21 protein-coding genes and 1 riboswitch are annotated in these 22,154 nt (G+C 44.0%); of the genes, 11 read left to right on the top strand and 10 right to left on the bottom strand.

The window, feature by feature from the left end; translation table 11 throughout:
• The first annotated feature begins 241 nt into the window (after nucleotides 1-241).
• The 4 genes from AC6I8U_RS07615 (at nucleotide 242) to AC6I8U_RS07600 (ending at nucleotide 3,550) form a co-directional block, all read left to right on the top strand.
• Complete coding sequence (locus tag AC6I8U_RS07615; protein ID WP_498018216.1) at nucleotides 242-1,171, top strand: LysR family transcriptional regulator; 930 nt, start codon at nucleotides 242-244, stop codon at nucleotides 1,169-1,171.
• Between the two features lie 113 nt (nucleotides 1,172-1,284).
• A complete protein-coding gene (locus tag AC6I8U_RS07610; RefSeq protein ID WP_498018215.1) occupies nucleotides 1,285-1,719 on the top strand; it encodes a hypothetical protein in 435 nt (144 codons plus the stop codon).
• A 41-nt stretch (nucleotides 1,720-1,760) separates the two neighbouring features.
• Nucleotides 1,761-2,048, top strand: a complete 288-nt coding sequence (locus tag AC6I8U_RS07605) for a hypothetical protein (RefSeq protein WP_498018214.1) — start codon at nucleotides 1,761-1,763, stop codon at nucleotides 2,046-2,048.
• A 47-nt stretch (nucleotides 2,049-2,095) separates the two neighbouring features.
• Nucleotides 2,096-3,550 (top strand): phospholipase D-like domain-containing protein, encoded by a 1,455-nt coding sequence (locus AC6I8U_RS07600; protein ID WP_498018213.1) that lies wholly within the window; start codon nucleotides 2,096-2,098, stop codon nucleotides 3,548-3,550.
• A 46-nt stretch (nucleotides 3,551-3,596) separates the two neighbouring features.
• Here AC6I8U_RS07600 and AC6I8U_RS07595 read toward each other — a convergent pair whose 3' ends face one another.
• From AC6I8U_RS07595 to AC6I8U_RS07580, 4 genes are all read right to left on the bottom strand, one after another.
• Nucleotides 3,597-4,190 carry a GNAT family N-acetyltransferase gene (locus tag AC6I8U_RS07595; RefSeq protein ID WP_498018212.1) on the bottom strand — a complete coding sequence of 198 codons (594 nt, stop codon included), beginning with the start codon at nucleotides 4,188-4,190 and terminating at the stop codon, nucleotides 3,597-3,599.
• A 164-nt stretch (nucleotides 4,191-4,354) separates the two neighbouring features.
• Nucleotides 4,355-5,728: a Na+/H+ antiporter NhaC family protein gene (locus AC6I8U_RS07590; RefSeq protein WP_498018211.1), complete on the bottom strand. Its 1,374-nt coding sequence runs from the start codon at nucleotides 5,726-5,728 to the stop codon at nucleotides 4,355-4,357.
• A 102-nt stretch (nucleotides 5,729-5,830) separates the two neighbouring features.
• Nucleotides 5,831-7,909, bottom strand: coding sequence for a putative bifunctional diguanylate cyclase/phosphodiesterase (locus tag AC6I8U_RS07585; protein ID WP_498018210.1), 2,079 nt, complete (start codon nucleotides 7,907-7,909; stop codon nucleotides 5,831-5,833).
• Nucleotides 7,899-8,873: an ABC transporter substrate-binding protein gene (locus AC6I8U_RS07580; protein ID WP_498018209.1), complete on the bottom strand. Its 975-nt coding sequence runs from the start codon at nucleotides 8,871-8,873 to the stop codon at nucleotides 7,899-7,901. The genes AC6I8U_RS07585 and AC6I8U_RS07580 overlap by 11 nt, the downstream gene beginning before the upstream one ends.
• Before the next feature lie 212 nt (nucleotides 8,874-9,085).
• On the opposite strand from AC6I8U_RS07580, the gene sbcB reads away from it, so the two are divergent.
• The 5 genes from sbcB to purT all read left to right on the top strand — a co-directional run bounded on the left by sbcB (nucleotide 9,086) and on the right by purT (nucleotide 14,062).
• Complete coding sequence (gene sbcB, locus AC6I8U_RS07575) at nucleotides 9,086-10,507, top strand: exodeoxyribonuclease I (RefSeq protein ID WP_498018208.1); 1,422 nt, start codon at nucleotides 9,086-9,088, stop codon at nucleotides 10,505-10,507.
• Nucleotides 10,508-10,602: 95 nt separating this feature from the next.
• The gene (locus AC6I8U_RS07570; protein ID WP_042472803.1) at nucleotides 10,603-10,968 is read left to right on the top strand and encodes a CidA/LrgA family protein; all 366 of its coding nucleotides are present in this window, start codon (nucleotides 10,603-10,605) and stop codon (nucleotides 10,966-10,968) included.
• 1 nt (nucleotide 10,969) lies between these two features.
• Nucleotides 10,970-11,656 (top strand): LrgB family protein, encoded by a 687-nt coding sequence (locus AC6I8U_RS07565; protein ID WP_252014555.1) that lies wholly within the window; start codon nucleotides 10,970-10,972, stop codon nucleotides 11,654-11,656.
• Nucleotides 11,657-11,836: 180 nt separating this feature from the next.
• Nucleotides 11,837-12,724: a cytidine deaminase gene (gene cdd, locus AC6I8U_RS07560; protein ID WP_498018207.1), complete on the top strand. Its 888-nt coding sequence runs from the start codon at nucleotides 11,837-11,839 to the stop codon at nucleotides 12,722-12,724.
• 162 nt (nucleotides 12,725-12,886) lie between these two features.
• Nucleotides 12,887-14,062 (top strand): formate-dependent phosphoribosylglycinamide formyltransferase, encoded by a 1,176-nt coding sequence (gene purT / locus AC6I8U_RS07555; protein WP_498018206.1) that lies wholly within the window; start codon nucleotides 12,887-12,889, stop codon nucleotides 14,060-14,062.
• A 53-nt stretch (nucleotides 14,063-14,115) separates the two neighbouring features.
• Here purT and AC6I8U_RS07550 read toward each other — a convergent pair whose 3' ends face one another.
• Nucleotides 14,116-14,472, bottom strand: a complete 357-nt coding sequence (locus tag AC6I8U_RS07550; protein ID WP_234495937.1) for a VOC family protein — start codon at nucleotides 14,470-14,472, stop codon at nucleotides 14,116-14,118.
• Nucleotides 14,473-14,662: 190 nt separating this feature from the next.
• Between AC6I8U_RS07550 and AC6I8U_RS07545 the strand changes: the two genes are divergently transcribed.
• Nucleotides 14,663-15,715 (top strand): DUF3080 family protein, encoded by a 1,053-nt coding sequence (locus AC6I8U_RS07545; RefSeq protein ID WP_498018205.1) that lies wholly within the window; start codon nucleotides 14,663-14,665, stop codon nucleotides 15,713-15,715.
• Between the two features lie 6 nt (nucleotides 15,716-15,721).
• Here AC6I8U_RS07545 and AC6I8U_RS07540 read toward each other — a convergent pair whose 3' ends face one another.
• From AC6I8U_RS07540 to AC6I8U_RS07530, 3 genes are all read right to left on the bottom strand, one after another.
• Complete coding sequence (locus AC6I8U_RS07540; protein ID WP_498018204.1) at nucleotides 15,722-16,585, bottom strand: DNA ligase; 864 nt, start codon at nucleotides 16,583-16,585, stop codon at nucleotides 15,722-15,724.
• A 226-nt stretch (nucleotides 16,586-16,811) separates the two neighbouring features.
• A complete protein-coding gene (locus tag AC6I8U_RS07535) occupies nucleotides 16,812-17,555 on the bottom strand; it encodes a chromosome partitioning protein ParA (protein ID WP_498018203.1) in 744 nt (247 codons plus the stop codon).
• Nucleotides 17,556-17,580: 25 nt separating this feature from the next.
• On the bottom strand, nucleotides 17,581-17,739 hold the full coding sequence (locus AC6I8U_RS07530) for a hypothetical protein (RefSeq protein ID WP_042472795.1): 159 nt from the start codon (nucleotides 17,737-17,739) through the stop codon (nucleotides 17,581-17,583).
• Between the two features lie 386 nt (nucleotides 17,740-18,125).
• A riboswitch (glycine riboswitch) is annotated at nucleotides 18,126-18,237 on the top strand.
• A 150-nt stretch (nucleotides 18,238-18,387) separates the two neighbouring features.
• On the opposite strand from AC6I8U_RS07530, the gene AC6I8U_RS07525 reads away from it, so the two are divergent.
• Nucleotides 18,388-19,755, top strand: a complete 1,368-nt coding sequence (locus AC6I8U_RS07525) for an alanine/glycine:cation symporter family protein (protein ID WP_128649702.1) — start codon at nucleotides 18,388-18,390, stop codon at nucleotides 19,753-19,755.
• Between the two features lie 237 nt (nucleotides 19,756-19,992).
• Here AC6I8U_RS07525 and AC6I8U_RS07520 read toward each other — a convergent pair whose 3' ends face one another.
• A complete protein-coding gene (locus tag AC6I8U_RS07520; protein ID WP_498018202.1) occupies nucleotides 19,993-21,534 on the bottom strand; it encodes a bifunctional NUDIX hydrolase/phosphatase PAP2 family protein in 1,542 nt (513 codons plus the stop codon).
• A gap of 13 nt (nucleotides 21,535-21,547) precedes the next feature.
• The gene (locus AC6I8U_RS07515; protein ID WP_498018201.1) at nucleotides 21,548-22,039 is read right to left on the bottom strand and encodes a GNAT family N-acetyltransferase; all 492 of its coding nucleotides are present in this window, start codon (nucleotides 22,037-22,039) and stop codon (nucleotides 21,548-21,550) included.
• Nucleotides 22,040-22,154: the final 115 nt, after the last annotated feature.

Here is a 22,154-nt window from a genome sequence, read left to right as displayed (position 1 = left end):
AGCTGCTTAATACCAGAGGCACAAAAAGATAAACAAAATGAGTGCTAAATTTTTCTGGGGTCGCTGTCTCAACGAGGAGAATTATTACCCACTATCGATAAATCCATTAATCGCGTTTGAAGGACTGAATCCTCACATCTATACTGAAACAACGTCTTGCAAAGAATTCAATAATTTACCACTTTAATCGCATTGCACAGATGCTAAACTTTGCAAGTGCGACCACAAGATAGAGATGTTTATGAATTTCAGTATTGAACAATTACAGAGTTTTGTTGCGGTATACGAACAGGGTTCGTTCAGTAAAGCGGCTCAAGCGCTTGACAAACATAGAACGACAATCGGTCAAGTGATTACCAACTTAGAAGACGAGTTAGCCGTTGAACTTTTTGAGCGTGTCGGTCGAACAGCGCAACCCACTGAAGATGCTACACTGCTTTATAGATATGCCAAACAGGTGATTGAACAAGCTAAGTCGTTTGACAAGCTTGCACTTAGTTTATCATTTGGAGAACTCGAGTCGATCACTATCGCTTATACAAGCTTTCTCCCCCCAAAAGCGATAAGTGCGGTACGTAGAAAGCTTCTCGAACTTCATCCGAATATGATAGTTAATCTTATTGTCAGAAGTAGAGAGGAAATAAGGGAAGGTATTTTAGACGACAAAATTCAATTTGGCATTGTTAATACACACGATATTAAGGTGATCAGTAGCATAGACGGTACATTGGTAAACAATATCACTTTTGGAATATTTGCTTCTAAAGAACATGAAATATTTAATCTTCCTGTTGAAGAAAGGTGGGGAGCGTTAAAATCAAGTAAGCAAATAATCCTAAATGGAATGGTAGACGATAAAATGGAAGATAACATTGTTTTATCTTCAAACTCTGAAACGGTAGATCAAATGACTTTAGCTATTCAGTTGGTTAAAGATAATGTCGGCTGGGGGTTATTGCCTAGGCTTATAATCTATACAGATTTCGATGCAGAAGGCTTAATTGAAGTAGAAACAAAAGCTATTCACGAACATTTTAGAGTCCCTGTCTCAGTATGGTCCCCTCACTCAAAACACTTGCGTCAAATTCATTCCGAAATAGTCAGCACATTGGTTCGTTATGTTGAACGTGTAAACAAGGCAGCTAAAGATAACAACGGAATGTCTAATTAGACCCTATGAACCCTCATTAGAGGGTTCAATCCTTCAAACGCGATTAAACCGTATCATCAATTCCCCATTAATATCCTCTCCAACGAAACAACACGCCCCTTCGAGAGGAAAACATGAAGAAACTACTAGTCCCTGCAATGATCGCTGCCGTTTCTGCTTCGGCATTTGCTCAGCCACACCATTCTCACGAAACTAACTTGGACATTATTAACCACCAAATGGGTCAACTGCAACAAATTGACAGTACTGTAGATATGTACGTCGTAACTGAAGAAACACCAAACTTTGAATATGTTACATACACAGGCACGCTACTGGAAGACTTCAAAGAAGTTTATATCACCCGTGAAGAAGCAAAAGAAATGGGTTTAGAGCAGACTAAAAAATTCCACGTTTACAGCGCAATGAATCCAAACCAGCTTTCGAAAAATATCGCAAAACACATCGAGCGCGATGCACCAAAATACTTCTCTGTTGATTTTTACCAGAATATGGTGGGTAACTCAGACATGGTTGAGTATGTAGCGAAAGTGATTGAGTACAAATAATTGAATACTAGCCCTGCTAATGCAGGGCGCCCCATCCCAAAATGAACACTCAATTTTATACGAAACTCTTAGTTATTTTGGCGATTGGATTCCCGTTGTCTGTCCATGCTGTTAGCGATGCTGCCTGGCGTATCCATGCACCTTTAGAAAACTGGTATATCAAAGGCAAGCTTAGGTACTGCACGTACCAAACCAATGACGTGCGATTCTACGTGGTTCAGCGAAAAGCCGAACCTTGTGAACACGAAGCGATTGGTGATATTGAACCACCTAAACAAGTTAAAAAGCCGTCGCTAAAAGTCCCTAGAAGATGGAAAGACATCCAATAATTCGCCGATCGTTGAATGGATTCAACCCTTAATAAAGGTATTGAACCATGCCACTTTTCAAATCAAAACTCGCGTTTATCACCCTAACTTTACTAGCACTGGCTGGCTGCGCTGCACCACAACCAGAAGTTTCTGACCAGTTTCAGCAAGACTATGAATTCAAAACAGTCAAAGGCAATGTATCCTTGGTTGAAAGCGCGCCAGAGGCAATCGCAAGGCGTATTGAGTTGGTACGCAATGCGAAAACAAGCATAGATATCGAATATTTTTCGTGGAATAAGGACACTACAGGCCTTCTATTTTTGGAGGAACTTGTCGCAGCGGCGGAACGCGGTGTAAAGGTCCGAATCATTCTAGATGATCTACTGGTCTTTAATGAAAAATGGTTAGCATCCGCGGCAACTCACAAAAATCTCGATATCCAAATCTTTAATCCATTCAACGCTCGAAAAGCGGGCTGGTTAACTCGTGCCTTTGATTTTCAGAAGCATCAGAAAAACCTAGACCATCGCCTACACGAAAAGTATATGAATATCGATGGAGAAACTTTAGTGCTTGGAGGAAGGAACATAGGAGATGACTACTTTAGCTATAAGCCAAAAAATAACTTTTTTGACTTAGACATACTGATTCAAGGAGACGTAGCTGAGGATTTCGAACGAAATTTCGAAGAGCATTGGGTTGCTCACTACACCTCAGATATCGCGTACCTAATAGACCCTAAGGATAAGCAGCCGCTGGAGTCATTCAAGCGCACGCTAACTAATGTCACCAAGAACAAACAGGACATTATCGCAGACATTGAAACCAGAATTCGAGTATTGCAAGAGCCAAACTATATTGAAGCTAAGTTAACTCCCATTTTTGACTCTGCTAAAAAACTCGATGATTCGATGCCCTACTTCCGTCATCGTATCGAGCATTTCGTATACCGCTACCCTAGCGCGAAAAAGGAGCTGTTGATCTCAACGCCTTACATGCTGCCAAACGAGGACGGCTTTAAAGTTGTCAATGACTTTGCTAGCCACGAAGCTGACATCACTTTAGTCACCAACTCGATGGCATCAAATGATTCAGGTTTTGTTCCAGCTTACTATGAGAAACATAGAGATGAACTTCTTGATAAGGGTGTGAACATCTATGAGTACGATACTCACGCGATACACCTAAAGAATGTGCATACCAGTAAAGGGCACTATCATAACAAAGCGTTTATCCTAGATAGCAAGTTGAGCTATATAGGCTCATCAAACTTTGACCCGCGCTCAGATTTTTTGAATCTTGAGTTCGGCATTATGATTGAGAGCGAAGCGTTTGCTCAGCAATTACAACATTATCTCCTCGGAGATAAGAGTTTGTATTGGAAAGTAGACAGAAATGATGACGGCAAACTAGAGTGGCGCCGTGGCACTCAGCTTAAAAACAAAGAGCCAAACTACGGTGGGGCAAGCAAAGTATTTGATAAGTTGTATCGAGCTATCAATATCGAAAACGAGCTATAAAAAAACGCGCTAGAGCATGCTCTAGCGCGTTTTTACGATAATTGGATTAGCCTTGTGCTGGACGCAGCATAAACCAGTAAGGGAAGTTCTCACTTTTCGAAAGCACTTCAAAGCCACGTCGCTCAAACGTCTTCACGACTTTTTCACTGGAAGCGACTACATAAGTAGGCTTACCTGCCTCATCAGCTTGGTCAGTCACCGTCTTGATCAGCGCACTTGCTAGACCTTTACCGCCTGCTTTTGGTGATACACCAAGACCCCACAACCAGTAACAATCTTGTAATGGTGGAACCGCGAGCATCTGTTCACATACCTCTTTAGCAATCTCGATTCGGTTAGACCCCATCATTCGAGTCACAATAGATAGGATTTCCATTTTTTGCATCACATCTGGCTGGTGCTGACCAGGTGCGCGCATAATAACGCAACCGTCTCTATCTGGCGTAGTGTAGACTTCACCGCCGCCCAAACCCCATTCACCTACTGCCCAACGCCAGTAGCAATCGTGGGCAAAGTCTGCAACTTCATCTTGTCTTAATGCGGCTTGCATAGCCTCGTTATCGGCATAAGCATCTAGAAACATTGCGCACAGTTCTGGTACTGCTGAGTAATCCGCTTTTATGATTTTCAGTTCTGACATACTACTTCCTCATTGCAAACTAATGGACACAATCCGTTCTTACGTACTGTCACCCAATTTAAGTACATTAAATTGATATAGATAGTAAGTAACATTAATACTAATCCAAAGCAATCAAACATATGCAGTAGGCTTGAACATCGCCCAACATAACCTAATCGAAGTTAGGCATCAGCGCTCTCTACTGCTGATTGAGTCCCACTCTGCTGCTTAATCATGATGGCAAAAACGGCGGTTATGGCTAATGCAAAGCAATAGTAGGAATGACCAACAACCTCAAAAGGTGACAACTCAAATACTGAGCCTAACAAAAGCACTTGAGCACCATAAGGCAAGATGCCTTGAATTACACAAGAGTAAATATCAAGAAGGCTGGCGGAACGACGTGGCGCTACCTGATATTCATCTGCGACCTCTTTTGCCACGCTGCCTGAGACGATAATCGCTACCGTGTTGTTAGCAGTACATAGGTTTACCATTGAAACCAGACCAGCAATACCAAATTGACTCGCTCGACGACTCGATGTGTTATCATGCTTAGAACCAAAAGTACGAATCATCTTACTCACTAACTTGGTTAAGTAAGCCAAACCACCCTGCTGACGCATGAGTTCGCTCAAGCCACCGATAAGCATCGAGAGCAAAAAGATTTCCTGCATGTTTCCGAAACCCGCGTATATATCTTGCCCAAAGTTCGTCAATTCATAATCTGCGACTGATGTAAGGCTAACGAAACCTGCTAACAAAATCCCGACTGTCAACACGACAAACACGTTCAGACCCGAAACAGCCAAGACAAGAATGGCAAGATATGGCAAGACTTTAAACCACTCGATCGGACCCGTTTCTGGCAACTGTGTCGCCGAGCTGTTGAATGCAAAAATCACAATAGCAACCAGTGCAGCAGGAATCGCAATTCGTACATTCTCTTTGAACTTGTCTTTCATCTCACAACCTTGAGAGCGAGTTGCAGCAATGGTTGTGTCTGAAATGATCGATAGGTTATCTCCAAACATTGCGCCACTAAGGACAACACCTGCGGTGAGAGGTATGCTCATTCCTGCTGACTGAGCAATGCCTAAGGCGACTGGCGCAACAGCAGCAATTGTTCCCATTGATGTGCCCATTGCTGTAGCGATGAACGCAGAAATCAAAAAGATGCCAGGAAGAATCATACTGGTTGGGATTGCAGAGAGCCCCAAGTTGACTGTCGCGTCAACGCCACCTGATGCTTTTGCTACTGCGGCAAATGCACCGGCAAGCAAGTAGATCATACACATGGCAACGATGTCTTGATGACCAACACCACGCAAAAACTGCTCGATGGCTTTATTCAGTTTTTCTTTACTCAATAAAACAGCTAGCACAACTGCAGGTAAAGCTGCGATTGGTGCTGGCAGTTGATAAAACGCAAAATCGACACCTTGATACGTAAGGTAACTTCCTACTCCGATAAATAGGAGTAAGAACAGCGCCAAAGGCAATAGTGCCACTAAAGATGGCGAAATAGATTGATGGTTTTTATTGTTTTCTAACATTTGAACAGCGGTATGGATAACAGGAAGGCGTGCAGACTAAAGAGATCGCCTAGACTTGTCAATGTCTAGACGTCTAAATGTCCATTCTAGAGAAGATTGATGTTACAAAGCTGCCGAGAACTGCTGATAATTTTCACGCCATTCGATCGCCTCATCCATTGGCATGGCTTGCGCATAGAAGTAGCCTTGAGCAAACTTAATCCCGAACTCTCTCGCCAATGCTTGTTGCTTCGCTGTCTCAACGCCTTCAATAATCACATCGAAGTTCAGGTCTTTAGACAATCCCGTGATGGCTTTCACGACTGCTCGAGTCTCCGGCTTGTTCAACGCTTCTTGCGTAAATGATTTATCTATTTTTATGATTGAGAATGGAAAGTTCTTCAAAAGATCCAAAGAGGCATTTCCTGTACCAAAGTCGTCTAGCTGTAATGAAAAGCCAAGATCATTGAGTTTTTTGAGAGAATTCAGCGTCGCATTTTTATTCTGAAAAATCGCGGTTTCGGTGAGTTCAAGTGGGAACTTACTCGCTTCTAACCCCTGATTTATGATCAGCGCTCGTAGATAATCAACAAAATCTGACCGTTCCAGTTGAACCGCTGAGATGTTCACTGATACGTAGTGATCCATTCCAAGAGCTGCTAGCTTTCTCTGAAACGCAATACTCTTTTCAAACACTAACTCCCCAACTCTCACTATATCGACGGTCCGCTCTAACATAGGAACGAACTCACTAGGACTAACATAGCTGCCGTCAGCTTTTTTCCAACGGAGCAACGCTTCAAAGCCACTTACCGATAATGTTGTCATATCAATCTGAGGCTGAAACCATACTTCAAAGTCTTTCTGTTCTACTGACTTTCTCAATTGCTGGTACAAATTAAAGTTGGTCTTGCTTTCCGTTCCAATTTCACGAGTAAAGCGTTGAATTCCGGACGTTGTCACAGGGTTTCGCTTAGCAAAGTACATAGCCGTGTCAGCGCAAGATAGAAGCTGTTTTAACTCAAGGCTATCATCGGGGAAACAGGCTATGCCTATTGAGCAATCGATGCGTAATTGGGTAGTTCCCAAATCGATAGGCATTCGAATCTTTTGTTGCAACAAGCGAGCAAACTCATGTGCCCCTTCGTCAGAGTCCGCAAAATGCAAAATAGCAAACTCATCACCGCCGAGTCTGGCAACTTTATCATTGACACTAATTACTTCTGAGACAGCAGCGCTCACCTTATTGAGAATCGCATCACCGGCAATGTGACCTAGGTTATCGTTGTAAGATTTAAAATTATCGATGTCCAAAAACAACAGGAACGCTCGCTTATTTCGTCGCTCCAACAGGGCTTCAAAGTGCTCAAAAAAACTTCTTCGATTAGGTAGCCCGGTAAGAAAGTCCGTCCTAGCTTGCAAGTTTGCATTACCTTCGGCCTCCTTTCTCATTTCTACTTCGTCTAAGAGAGCCTTTTTACTAACCGTTGTTGTTTTTAGTTGCTGATACATTTCCTCTAAATCAAGCGTCAACTCGTGCCATTCGTTGATACGTGATTTCTTAAATGAGTGATGATCGTATTGATCATAACACTCACCAATTCTTTTTAGCTCAGACTTCACAGCCTTTAAAGGCAGTATTAAAGCACTATATAAAATGACCAGTAACACAATCGAGAACACAGCGGTAATGGTCACGACGATATACTGATAGTAAGAAAGCTTAGATAGGTCTTGTGACGCAATCTGCCTCGCTTCATGGCTCAAGTTATGTAACTGTGTTATTAAGTTTTGACTGTACGTATTGAGATTAATCGTTATCCATTGAATATCCGTGTCAATCGTCGCATCTCGCAGTAACTCAAACTGCATTCTTATTCGAGATATATCCGTGTCCAGTCGTTTCGCCAGCACTTTCTCCTCAAGGTGTGTGATATTGAGAAGATGGACCGACTGACGTTCGATTTTATCTAAAGTCGCTGACCATTGAACAAGTGATGTTGGCGAACGGTATAAGTTGTAATCAGCGACGATTACGTTCAACTGCGATGCCTGTTGCCCAATTCTAAACGCTTTTTCATCGAGTTTGAGCACCACATCTTTTACATCATCTTGTTTCTCTGACAGATAAAACATCGCGACCATGAAACCAGCCACGATGACAACAAAAAGCGTCAGTATTTGTTTAATGCTAATTTTCATAGTCGATTATCGTTTGCCTCAAAGGAGCTGCATCTCGGAGAGGTTCTGGGCGCAACATGTCACGTGTATTTACAATAGCTTCTTCATACAAGCCGTGAGAATTTAGCCATACAAGCTCACGATTAAAAAGAGTCACCAATGGCTGGTATAGAGAAACGGAAAGCACACTCTCCTTCAGAATTAATTCTAGTTGTTCAGGATCTGTTTTCAGATTCTCGATCAGTACAGCTTGAGCGTATTCAGAGCGCTCTTCAATCACAGACTCAGCTTGAATCAACGCCTTCAAAAACCTACTTACAACTTCATCAGGAACTCGATTGTGCACTAACACCAGTTCATATTGAAGGTAGGTACCAGGAAAGTGTTTCACATATATCTTCCCATTCCTCTTCGCAGTTAAGTCGGTAATGAGAGGCTCACGAGTTGTGATGTAATCACACTCTCCATCGATGAGTTTTTGATTAAGTTCTGCAACGTTGACAAACTCAAATCGGACGTTCTTTGCTCCACTGCGCTCGACAAGCGATTGTCCGAAAAAATGAAGAGCTGACAAATATTGAGTACATAGAACTTTATTTTCGATGTTTGAAATACTTAAAAATGGTTCTAGGCTGGCAATTCCGTTTGCATTATCTGAGTCGTACACGGTTGCAACAACGCGGTAATCAGGTAGCAAATGCTGATGAGCGAGGTAAGCAATATCAGCTGCCGTTATTACATCAGCATCTAAATCCTCATTGATTACTGATTTTATCGCTAACTTGCCACTCGGCTTTGATTTGATAGAGACCATGAGGTTAACGTCTTCGAACTGGTTTGCATCATTTGCTAGATGTAACAGTCCAGCTCCAGGTTGCAGGCCTGTCACAATGAGCAGTTCTTTCCGCAACTGTGAGTCAACGTCTTTGTCGCCGCAACCAAAAAGCAAGGATACGCAAGCGATGATAAATGGCACTCTAACCATGCGATCTACCTCGGCATTTTCTTTTCAATATAGTAAACAAATCGCCGTATTGTATCTTTATTCGAATTTGATGGTGGTTTGGCGATTAAAGCAGCGAGTATAGGGGTATTTTTCTTTGTTCATTGCCTTGTAATAGCAGCAATGGTCTAATAAGAGACTACTGGAAAGCCTTGATTACACGGCTGACTTTACGACTTAAGGAAGCACTTCGAATGTCCCAACACCAACCCACTTTTTTCTTCTTTGATTACGAGACTTGGGGTGTTAGCCCAGCGAAAGACAGACCTTGTCAATTTGCGGGCGTTAGGACAGATGCTGACTTTAATATCATTGGCGACCCTTTAGTCATTTATTGCCAGCCACCTGCTGATTATCTGCCTTCGCCAGAAGCTGCGTTGATTACCGGAATCACGCCTCAACTTTGTCAGGAAAAAGGGCTTCCAGAGCCAGAATTTATCGCGAAGATCCATGAGCAATTAGCGACGCCAAATACCACAAGTCTTGGCTATAATAGTATTCGCTTCGACGATGAAGTAACTCGATACACCTGCTATCGCAACTTCATCGATCCATATGCATGGAGCTGGCAAAATGGCAATTCTCGCTGGGACTTGCTCGATGTAATGAGAGCCTGCCATGCGCTTCGCCCAGAAGGTATTGAGTGGCCTGAGAACGAGGAAGGTTTTACCAGTTTCAAGTTAGAACACCTTTCTGTTGCGAACGGTATTGAGCACGAAAACGCACACGATGCGATGGCGGACGTCATTGCAACCATTGAGCTTGCTAAGAAAGTTAAGGCAGCACAACCTAAGCTGTTCGACTACTTTTACTCTATGCGAACCAAACGTAAGCTTAATGAACTGGTGGATATCGTTAATATGACTCCACTTATGCACGTATCTGGAATGCTCGGTAAAGAGTGCCAATACACGAGCTGGGTCGTACCAATTGCATGGCACCCTACAAACCAAAATGCAGTGATTGTTGCCGATCTCGCCAAAGATCCTCAACCTTTACTAGATTTAGATGTCGAGGCACTTCACAAGAGACTCTACACCAGACGCGATGAGCTAGCAGAAGGTGAACTGCCTGTTCCACTTAAGCTTATTCATCTAAATAAATGCCCTATTCTTGCTCCAGCTAAAACGCTAACAGCAGAAAATGCAGGAGTGATCGGCATCGATAGAGAACAATGTTTGAAGAATCTCGCGCTCATCAAGCAGAACCCTGAAATTCGAGAAAAGCTAATTGGGTTATATAGTATCGAAAGGGAGTTTGAAAACGATGGTGACGTTGATACTCAGCTCTACAGTGGTTTCTTTACACCAGCAGATCGCAGTGCGATGGATATCATTCGAGATACGGACCCAAACAACCTGTCCGCATTAGACATTAGTTTTAGTGACTCTCGTATTGAACCTCTGCTGTTTAGATATAGAGCCCGCCATTTTGCGTGGACCCTTGATGAGACGGAGCAACAGAAGTGGGCAAATCATTGTCGTGAATTTTTCGAAAGTCGTATTGAAGACTACATGCTAAATATGGAAAACTTAGTTCACGAACATGAGTCTGACGAGAAGAAGCTCGCCATACTAAAATCCGTCTACCGCTACGTGGAGCGTCTCGTTTCTTAACATCTTCATCCTCGTAGTTAAAAAAGCAGCCGCCGACTCTCTACCTGTGTGGCTGCAATATGTTTTGCGATACTATTCATCACTAAGAGGAAGCCATGCTCAAAACCGTGCTTCGCTATTTACTGTCTTTTGCTGTCATTTTCATTTCTCTATGGCTAGGCAATGCGATTCAAAGCTTATTAGGTGTTTCAATCCCTGGCAGTGTTTTCGGAATGCTCATCCTATTCACTGCACTTGCTACTGGTGCCATGCCTGTGTCCATCGTTCAGCCAGGTGCTCATGTGTTTATTCGTTATATGATCCTGCTGTTCGTGCCTATCAGCGTGGGATTAATGAACCATTTTGAAATGTTAGTAGAGAATGCCCTGCCAATTTTAGCAAGTGCTGTCGGGGGCTCTTTTATCGTATTGATTGCACTTTCTGTGTTTCTCGATCGCTTCCTAAAAAAGGGAGACAAATAATATGTGGCTTCCTATTACCGTTGCGGTATTTTTCTTCGCGCGCTTCGTCGCAATGAAAGTGAAAAACCCAATTTTCAACCCGCTACTCATCAGTATCGCGATTTTAATCCCCGTTTTAGTCTGGTTCGACGTATCGTTTGATACCTATTACGCGGACAATGAATGGATCAGTTATTTACTGCAACCCGCCGTCGTTGCATTGGCTTACCCACTTTACGAACAGCTTCCTCAGATTCGTCAGAACTGGCGTATCATAGCGCTCGCTTGTGGTGTAGGTAGTATTGCCTCAATGTTTACAGCATCAATCATCGCGGTCTTGCTGGGCGCAGATATGGACCTAATTGCGAGTTTACTTGGTAAATCTGTTACCACACCAATTGCTATGGAGGTCTCCAGTCATTTGGGTGGAGAACCATCTATTGCAGCTATCCTAGTACTTTTGGTCGGCCTATTTGGCGCCATAATGGCCTATCCAATTTACAACATATTTGGTGTCACCCACCCCATTGCCAAGGGTTTAACGATGGGAACGGTATCGCACGCACTTGGGACTGCGACAAGTGCAGAAAAAGATCCGCGAGACGCCGCTTTTAGTTCATTGGCATTGGTAATTTGTGGTGTCATTACGTCCATTCTAGCGCCATCAATGTTCGCATTTTCAATTTGGCTTACGCACCTCATCTCTTAACCTAGACTTGTCTATGCATGCTTATGGATTGGTAGAGACCTACAATCCATAATTTGTGTGACATCACTCTTACTGTAGAACCATTGCATTTATTACATTTTTATTTGTGATTATGATCACCTTTATATCTTTAAAACTTGCTTAGAATGTAAGAAAACGTCCAATTACATAGGAAACCGCATGACCGATCGTTTTGATTCTGCGTTGGCCGAAATCCCAGAACAGATTGCAAATTTTCTAAAGCCTATTGTTACTGCGTCTGATTTCGACGCGACAATTTCCAAGCAACAATTTGATGAGCTTTTAGCGATCTCTGGACTCGAAGACGATGAACTCCGTGTTACCTTGCTCCCGTTTGCTGCCGCTTATTCCTACGCGCCGATCTCTGAATTTTATGTCGGTGCCATCGTCCGTGGCTTGTCCGGTCGGTTATATTTCGGTGCCAACATGGAAATCATCGGCGCGCAATTAGGCCAAACCGTTCACGCTGAACAGTCTGCGATCAGCCACGCTTGGATGAAGGGTGAAACAGGTCTTACAGACATAACCATTAACTACAGTCCATGTGGTCATTGTCGTCAGTTTATGAATGAACTCACGACAGCAGATACCCTAGTCGTTCAGTTGCCTCAACGTGACGCAATGACACTTCAAGAGTATCTACCTGAGTCTTTTGGTCCTAAAGATCTTGGCATTACTGATGCGCTGATGAGCCCAAAACAGCACGGTTTATCGACTGAAGAGACAGACGCATTGATCTTGTCGGCAGTTGATGCCCTCAATAGAAGTCACTCTCCTTACACACAAAACTTAAGTGGCGTTGCTATTGCGACTGAAAGCGGAAAGGTATACCAGGGTGCTTATGCTGAAAACGCGGCGTTCAACCCGAGCCTTCCTCCACTTCAAGTGGCATTTATGCAGCTATTACTTGATGGTGAATCATTCGAATCTATTCGTTTAGTCGCACTTGCTGAGATGGCATCTGGGAAAATTAGCCACCTTGCAGACACTCAAGCAACTCTTGAGGCCATTGATCCAGACATTCCACTCGAGTACATCTCGTTGTAATGATATGAATTCGAACCTTTTTATTAGCCCCGCTTAGTTGCGGGGCTGTTTTTATATGTCTATTGAAAAGGAATGGTAATTTCCCGCGCAAACGATTGCTTTCTTGGTTAATTCCAGTATGATCCACCGCAATTCTTCCTCATGAACGATCAAGGATATTATATGTTTGGTACTGCTACTCGTGAAAATGCTACGCGTGTATTACTGTTGGGCTCAGGTGAACTTGGTAAAGAAGTTGCCATCGAATGTCAGCGTCTCGGTCTCGAAGTCATTGCTTGTGACCGCTATGCAGATGCCCCTGCTATGCAAGTTGCTCACCGCAGCTATGTACTAGATATGCTCGACGGGGAAGCACTCGAAGCTATCATCGAAAAAGAGCAGCCTGCGTACGTCGTACCAGAAATCGAAGCCATCGCGACTGACAAGCTAGTTGAGCTTGAGAAAAAAGGCCTGAATGTCGTACCAACGGCTAATGCAACCAAGCTGACGATGAACCGTGAAGGTATCCGTCGTCTAGCAGCAGAAGAGCTGGGCCTTAATACATCACCTTACCAATTTGCTGACAACTATGACGACTTTAAAGCAGCAGTTGCTCACGTTGGCGTACCATGTGTTGTGAAGCCGGTGATGAGTTCTTCTGGCAAAGGGCAAAGTGTCATCAAGACTGAGGCGGATATTGAGTCTGCATGGACTTATGCTCAAGAAGGCGGCCGTACTGGCGCAGGACGCGTTATCGTTGAAGGCTTTATCGACTTCGACTACGAAATCACCTTGCTTACCGTTCGAGCGATTGATGGCGTTCATTTCTGTGCACCTGTAGGGCATCGTCAAGAAGACGGTGACTACCGAGAGTCATGGCAGCCACAAGTCATGTCTGAGAACGCGCGAAAAGCGGCAGAATACACCGCTGAGCAAGTTGTAAACGCACTGGGTGGTTACGGTATCTTTGGTGTTGAACTGTTCGTTAAAGGCGACAAGGTTATCTTCAATGAAGTGTCTCCTCGCCCACACGACACGGGATTGGTCACACTGATTTCTCAAGACATGTCTGAGTTTGCGCTTCACGTACGTGCGTTTACTGGTTTACCGGTAAATGGTATCACTCAATATGGTCCAGCAGCATCAGCCGTTATCTTGGGTCAAGGGACTTCAAACAACATTCGCTTTGAGGGCATTGAAGAGGCAGTATCACTGCCACAAACACAGATTCGTTTGTTCGGTAAACCAGACATCGATGGTCGCCGTCGCCTAGGTGTCATTTTGACAAAGCGTAAATCTTTAGAGACCGCTATCGACGAAGCGGTAGAGTGTGCAAAGAAGGTAAAAGTCGTTTACTAACCTTCTAAACACTCATAATTGCAAGGCTCTGGTTTATCGCCAGAGCTTTTTTATTATCGCGACTCCGACCAAACGGCGAACTCATTACCGCTTGGTTCACTAAAGTGAAAGCGGCACCCACCTGGAAAGTCAAAGATCTCTCTCACAATCACACCACCGCTCTTTACGACCTTATCGTAGGTTGTTTCAATCGAGGGGCTGTAAAAGACCAACAGCGCGCCGCCTTTGCTTGCCTCAGAGCACATGTCTGCTTTATAAAAACCGCCATTAAGCCCCTGATTAGAAAAAGCACTGTATTCATCGCCATAGTCTTGAAAGTCCCATCCAAACGCATCGGTGAAGAACTGCTTTGTCTTTATTAGGTCTTGGGCTGCAAACTCTACATAGTCTAGTTTTACTTGATCGCTCATCACGGCTCCTTATTTCTTCATTCTGTTTATCATAGTAGCGGATATTCATTGTTGGGGTTGTGAGAGGTAATGCAGTTTGCCCAATGCTACAACTGAGTTATTCCACGCCCGCTATGACCATAAATGCTCTATCCTTACGTACAAACCGTTGTAAAAACATACAACTGCTAGAGTTTAATTAGAAACCATTATGAGAACTGAACGCGACTCTCTTTCAGCTGCCATTATGACGCGCGTAAGCCTTTTGCTTGCACCGGTTATGCTAGCTGGTTGTTTCAACGATAGCCCATCAGCTAAGTTTATTGACTATCAAGAGAGAATAGCGAATGTTCAAGAGAGTGACTTACTCCCTCCTCCCGAGTTGACTCTGGTCGAACTCCCATCGAAAAGAGAGCTCACTAAAGAGATACCTAGGACAACGCTGGGACTTGTTGACAGCTACCAACTTCGTAAATGTCAGCTGTTCGGACTTATTGCGGAGCGAAACTCCGTATTAGGTAAGGTGCAGGACCAGTTTCGAAATTTTGACTATCAATTAAAGCTCATTGATGGATTAGAACGATGCCTAGCCTCGAACCAAATCGAATTAGAGCTCAAAACGAGCTTACAAGATATTTTAAGTGTTAAGTATCAGTACCTGCCGGACTATTTCTTCAACCTCGTTTATACAAGTGATGCTATGCGATCACAACTCAACGGGCATGATTGGTTAGTAGCCAATAAAGGGAGTGCGGCGCTCCAAGTGCGCGAGTCATTAACTGCATTTAATCAAGTGGCTCAGTTCATTGCGACAGGCGACCGGGCAACGATTGAGCGCCCTCCGCTGCTCACACCTTACCAAGAACAATTAGAGAAGAGTAATGTCATCGGTCGCCTAGCCTTTTCATTAGAGGCGAGCGCACATTGGATGCGCACCATTACCAACCAGCTCAACACATACGATGACCAGATTATTTGTGGTAAGAACAGAGATTCATCTCGATTTAAGTACCTCGTTAATGTTTTCAACAATGTGTTTGTCGAAGAAGTACAGCCGTATTTATCCTATGTTGACTCTGAGTATCAAGCTATCGCTCAGGAAACGCAGTTCGTTTCCGCCTTGCTCTCTCAAAGCGACGCTAATGTCTATAGCCTTCACCAGCGACACCTTGAATTTAAGGAGACCAGTAGAGAGCACGTTAAATATTGGAAAGGGTTGTTTGAACGCTGCGGGCGCTCTCTGTCATCCATTCGAAATAACTAGCTCCTGCTACTCGTGCTCTCTAATGCGATGAAATCTAGCAAACCTAGGTACGCCATTATCAGTCCATCCGTTGTGTTTGATAGTAACGATTTTACCAATCTCTGGAGGTCGCTTTCTCTCTTCATCGGTGAACCCTGTTCCAACATACAGTCGCACGCCACCCTTTATCTCAATAAGCAGTGCACCCATTACACCATTAAACTTCCCCTTCCCGGGCTTGTATCCGACAACAATGCCTTCAGTATCTTGAACCGTTTTTACCTTGATTAACGAGCTATTTCTTCCGGGATGGTAGATTTCATGCCGCGCCTTTAACATTAGACCTTCTGCTTCCTGCTCAGTGACATCCGCAAGGACCGATGCCAACTCTTTATGTGTGGCGATAAGCATTTGCTCGACGCATTGGATGTGTGTGTATGGTAATGAGTCACAGTAAGTTGTGAGATATTCGTAACGCTGTTCAAAAGTACCCAAGTGACCCGGCACATCGAACAACATAAACGTAATGCCTTGCCACTGCTCATCGTTTGGTGTTTTATCCAGCACCGTCTTTTGAACTTGGCTAAAAGCCCCTCTCCCAGCCCAAAGTTCTCCCTCTACCGATATATTTGGTAACGCTTGAACAAACCAGTTGGGCGCGTTCAATACTCTCCCTGAACGCGTTACCAGTTCTGTTCCCGTCCAGATTGCTCGCACTCCGTCTAACTTCTCACTGACGTAGTAATTCTCTAGATCAACGTCTTGATCATATTCCAGTGCGTTAGTCACACTCGGCGGCTTCGGTAGATATTGATGACCCTCTGCGTTTACGGTGGCTGATATTGCCATAAGTGCAAAAATGGTCGACACCCGATTAAATGTTATAGACACGGTTATCCCCTCTCATCACGGTTTTGACCAGTCTAGATCGAGAGATTTAGAGAAGTAGATATTGAGATGAGATCTTCGAGTTAGGAGAGAAGAAGATCCACAGAGTGACGTATCAGTTACATCTAGATTTGATGTAAATCGAGGTTATGTCAAACGACTCCTCTTTAAATCCAGTCTATCAACCTATTGATAAATCGGGCAAAAAGAGGAGTATAAGAGGCAGTGCTTATTGAATACCAAGCTCTGTTTTAAGCGTTGCGATATGGTTAAGATCCATATTGTGAACCTTGAGCATTTGTTCGATTTGACTGAGCGATGCCGTTGCAGAGTCGTATCGCTCGCAAGAATCAGACTTAGCGTCCCAAGACGTCCCTTCAAGGTACAAGTCGCAGTCTTTTTTAAGTCTATCAAGGTTAGGGGTAATCTGGGCGCGCTCTTGTTCTAGCTTCGCGACCTCTGCCTTTAATTCAGCTTCACGTTTGAACAGCTCTTGCGACTGCTCAAACATAGAGCTTTGAATATCATTCTTACGAGCCAACTGAGTATTCTTTTTCTCTTCTTTTACCAATTGCTTCTTTTGACTCGAGAGTTGGTTTGCAAGATCTGTTTTGTCCTGCTCTAGCTGAGCAATTTGTGAGTTTAACTCCTCGACTTGCTCTTGATGCTCAGCCACCTTCTCTTCTACAGCTTTACGAAGCTTAAGCTGAGATTCAGACTCCGCCATCGATAGCTGCTCTGAAAGCGTTGCCTCATGGTTTTGAGTCTGTGTTAGGGTTTGCTGATAGCGCGTTTCAAGCTCGGTGTAGCGCTTTTGCCAATCATTCTGCGTAATCGATGCACCAATAAGCCCGCCAGTTGCAATACCAAGTACCGCGGCGATCCCTATGTACAGACGAGCTTTATTATCTTTTTGCTCGATAACGACTACTTCTTCGTTATCAACCTGTTGGTTTTCTGAATACTTATCCACTTATACTCCTGGGAGCGAAATCTTTTTATCGAATCAATTCGGAAACAACGAGCGTTGCTGTGTATATCAGAAACGCCGACACGACGGTGATGACGACACCTTTCTGTACTTTCTCGTTAGTTCGATAACGAAATAGCATAAACGCCAATACCACAAGAAAAGCGATTGCTAGTAATCGAGTCATAGATACCTCCTTGCACTAAGGGTAATCCAGTAGGTAGGAAGGTACGTGTTCCAAAAATGCACTGTACAAATCACTACTCTACCCCATAACGACAGGTTTAAAGTCAGAAACACTTCAAATATACCAAATGGTTGACTTTGCTACCCTATTTACTCAAATAAAATTGTAAAATTATTCATGACATCGCCAATAAATTACGCTAGGATTGCCGTCACAGATTATCTAGTATCTAGATATTTGTTCCGATGAAGACTGCAGGAGAGTGGTAATTAACCAAAATTTAACGTTTGGTTAAAACTACCCGCCGAAGAAGTAAATCTTTCAGGTGCTTTATTCTGAGAAATCAGAGCTTATCAATTGATAAGGATAAAGTGAGGACTGTAGTTGGAGGAACCTCTGGAGAGAATCGCACTACTTTTGTAGATAGCGGTCGCCGAAGGAGCAAGCTCATTTCTAATGATGAGTGAAACTCTCAGGCAAAAGGACAGAGGAGAGAATAGCAACATTGAAAACATTAAATTCAGTATCTGGCTTTTTGCCAGGTTTAGCGACACGGATTAGTTACCGTCATTAGCGCGTTGCGAATGCGTTTGTGACAAACTGCCCTTTCTCTCTTCTCCTTAAGTTTTGTTTTATTAAGGGGAAATCATGAACAATCTTCAATCTTTACTGCAAACCATCGACTCATTTGTTTGGGGTCCACCGCTGCTCATTTTGCTCGTTGGTACGGGTGTCTACTTTACTTTTAAGCTTGGACTTTTGCAGTTCCGCCATCTTCCAACTGCTTTAAAGCTTGTCTTTACCAAAGACAAATCTGGGCATGGTGACGTTTCTAGCTTTGCAGCCTTATGTACGGCACTATCAGCGACCATAGGTACAGGTAATATCGTAGGTGTAGCTACAGCAATCAAACTTGGTGGCCCAGGTGCTTTATTCTGGATGTGGCTCGCCGCTTTGTTTGGAATGGCGACCAAATACGCAGAGTGCTTGTTGGCGGTGAAATACCGTAAAGTTGACGACAAAGGTCAGATGCTTGGCGGTCCAATGTATTACTTGCGTGATGGTGTTGGCTCTAAGTTCCTTGCAACTATGTTTGCAGTTTTCGCTCTAGGTGTCGCTTGCTTTGGTATCGGTACTTTCCCACAGGTCAATGCCATCCTTGATGCGAGTGAAATTTCATTTGGTGTTTCACGCGAACTTTCCGCTGCCGTTCTAACTCTGCTTGTTGCTTTTGTAACACTAGGAGGCATCAAATCCATTGCTAAAGTCGCGGGTAAAGTAGTACCGACTATGGCGGTGTTCTATGTGCTGGCGTGTTTAAGCGTCATTATCATGAACGCGGATAAGCTTGCAGACGCGGTTCAGCTTGTTGTCGTGTCTGCCTTTACGAGCACAGCAGCAACAGGTGGCTTTGTTGGCGCAAGCATTATGCTCGCGATTCAATCTGGTATTGCACGCGGCGTATTCTCAAACGAGAGCGGTCTTGGAAGTGCGCCAATGGCAGCAGCTGCAGCGAAAACGGATAGCTGTGTACGTCAAGGCCTGATCTCGATGACAGGTACATTTATCGATACCATCATTATCTGTACGATGACAGGTCTCGCGTTAATCCTTACAGGTGCGTGGCAGAGTGAGTTTGCTGGTGCAGCCATGACTACACATGCATTTGCGACAGGTCTTAACGCAGAGTACTTCGGTCCTATGTTGGTATCGATTGGGCTTATCTTTTTCGCATTCACCACTATCTTGGGCTGGAACTACTATGGCGAGCGCTGTGTAGTATTCCTAATGGGTACCAAAGCAGTACTACCGTACAAGATCATCTTCGTCGGTCTTGTCGCATCAGGTGCTTTCTTACACCTAGATATGATTTGGCTAATTGCCGATATCGTTAATGGTCTCATGGCGGTACCAAACCTGATTGGTCTTGTGTTGTTGCGCGGAGTCGTCATTGAAGAAACTAAGCTTTACTTCGCAGCGAAGTCGAACACATCGAGTGTCGCTACCGCAGCGTAACGCTTAATACCTCTCCATTAAACGAAAAAGGTCTGCAGATGCAGACCTTTTTCGTATCTCGATTGTGGGCTAGATAAACATAATATCGGCGATGGTATCCATCGCTGCATCGACAGCACCATTGAGCTGCATGCCTAAACTAGAAAGAAAAGCAGAACACGCTGCGATCATAGCAATAATCATAATGAACTCCGTTATTTGGACGCTGCTATGTTAAGCCTCCACTCGCTCTACTAGTTACCTTTTTACGCCAGAAACGCTTTCTCTTTTTCTAAACAAAATCATCACGACCGCAGGCACAATAATCAGTACTGGGATAACGAGAACGTGCAAAAGCAGAGATCCGATCCCACTGTGTGATACCGCCGATTCTAACTGAAAATAGACCAATAACACGCCGAGAATAATAAACAATGACGTTAGTAATTCGCGCAAACACATCTTTGAGCGAGGTGAACAGACACTGCTCGCCAAAGCAAACAGCAGCATGCCGAGACACAGAGCTAACCAGCTTAAAAATGACGGGAAAGGCCAAATAAACACAAGAGCCACTGCTACCACCGTCAAAATGAACCACACCCTAGTGCGCGTAAATGTATAGTCTTCGCTCACAGCAAGGCTCAGTGCATGACGAACAAAGTGCCAGCCCACGAGTGAGCCAAGGAATGCGCCAGCCAACATGTCGGATAGAAACGCTCCGCCACTGATAAACTGGTAGAACACCAAAATGAAGCTAATTACGACGAATACAGTAATAAAAGCTGCTCGATAACGCGCTTGAATTTGGCTGATCACAATTGCAGAAATCGACACCCAGTTTGCGATAAGTAGATCTGGGAAGCTATAACCACTTCGCTCGGTATAATTGATTGACGGAAGATACGCATGAGGTACTGGGAACCCAAAGCCTTGTTTGGCTACCAGAATGAACAGAGAAGTTGCCGTAACCGCGAACATTAACTGAGCGGTAAAATGGCGTCCCCACAACCAAATAAACAGGGGTAAAAATGCAATCAAGAATAGCGGCTGAACAAGTACATACAGTATTCTTCCGCCAAAGATAACGACGTCTCGAACACTGTCGGATGCTTGAGCCATCATATCTTGAGCACTTGCTAACCAGCCTAGTTCTATTTGGTGAATCTGTGGTGCGGCATCAATGAGATTATCTACAAACTGCAGCGGTTGATTGGATGCATGGCTATACATCTCTTGCACTAGTGGCCACTGACTAGGATAACGATATTCGCTAATCGGAACCGCTTTAGGCTGCACAAGAGAGGCACTTCTTACTTCTACGCCAAAATGTGGTGCAAAGTATATGGGAAGTTCGAGGCCGTTAGTGTAGCTGCTCGCCTCATAGGCAATAATCGCCGACTCGACATGACATTCGAAAAAGACCGCTTTGTCTGTTCTGCCAAGCTCTTGTCCCACATCGACTACAAGTCCAGCTTCTTCCCACGTCTCGCGCTGCGCAGTGAGTCTCGGGTCTTCGTTGTTTTCGATTGTGCCGCCAGGAAGTGACCATTTACCCGTAATAATTTCATGAACCAGTAAGATTCGATTATCGCTGCGTACAAGACATAGCGACCCTCGAATTGAAGGATCGAGTGGTTCGAGTGCCGTGTCACTCTGATTTTGTATAGAGGCGGCAAGATCTTTCGACGCCACTTCTTGTGAGGTATTTGAATTAACCTTAGGTTGTGATGCAAAACTTAGGTTTGCAGTAAAAAGCGCAAGCAAGCACAAATAAAACCAATGGCTCAAAAACTGAGTCACAAACATTCCTAATTTATATTTTTTTTCTAAGACAGTGAATATGAGGGAAAAATCCCTGCTTCTTATACAGATTCAGCGCTGATTGGTTAAAGTCCCAAACTTCTACCATAATCTGGGTTGCTCCGAGCTGCTGTAACCTTGTTTCGGCTTCTGTTAGTAAGGCAGCTGCGACACCATGTTGACGCCACTTGGGCACGACATATAACTCATCAACATTCCCCACTAGACTCGGCTTGCTAATTGGAGATGTTAATTCACAAAATTGAGCCGTGACAAAGCCGACAATGATTGGATTATTATGGGAGGTAATCGTCGCTACCAGCACCAAGCACTCCGGTGAATCTAGGTAACGAGCAATACTCTTTTCTTCTTGGACTTCATTGGCAGACTTAAAGTCATTAGGGACTGCTTTATGGTGATGGTCGTGTAATTCGAACATCAGATCATTGAGCGTATAAAGGTCTTTTTCCGTCGCAGATCGAAGAGTAATGCTGTTGGAATCCATAGCCACACGCTCGAGTTAACTTGATTAATATGCCAGTCACAAATGTGCGCATAGTGTGAGGGTTTTGTCAGGGATGTGCAAATAAAAAAACTAAGGATATCGTCTGAAAAAAACC

The sequence above is a fragment of the Vibrio sp. KUL80 genome (genome assembly GCF_059725495.1).
Note: the sequence above shows the minus strand (reverse complement) of the source record. Positions and strands in the feature narration are given on the sequence as shown.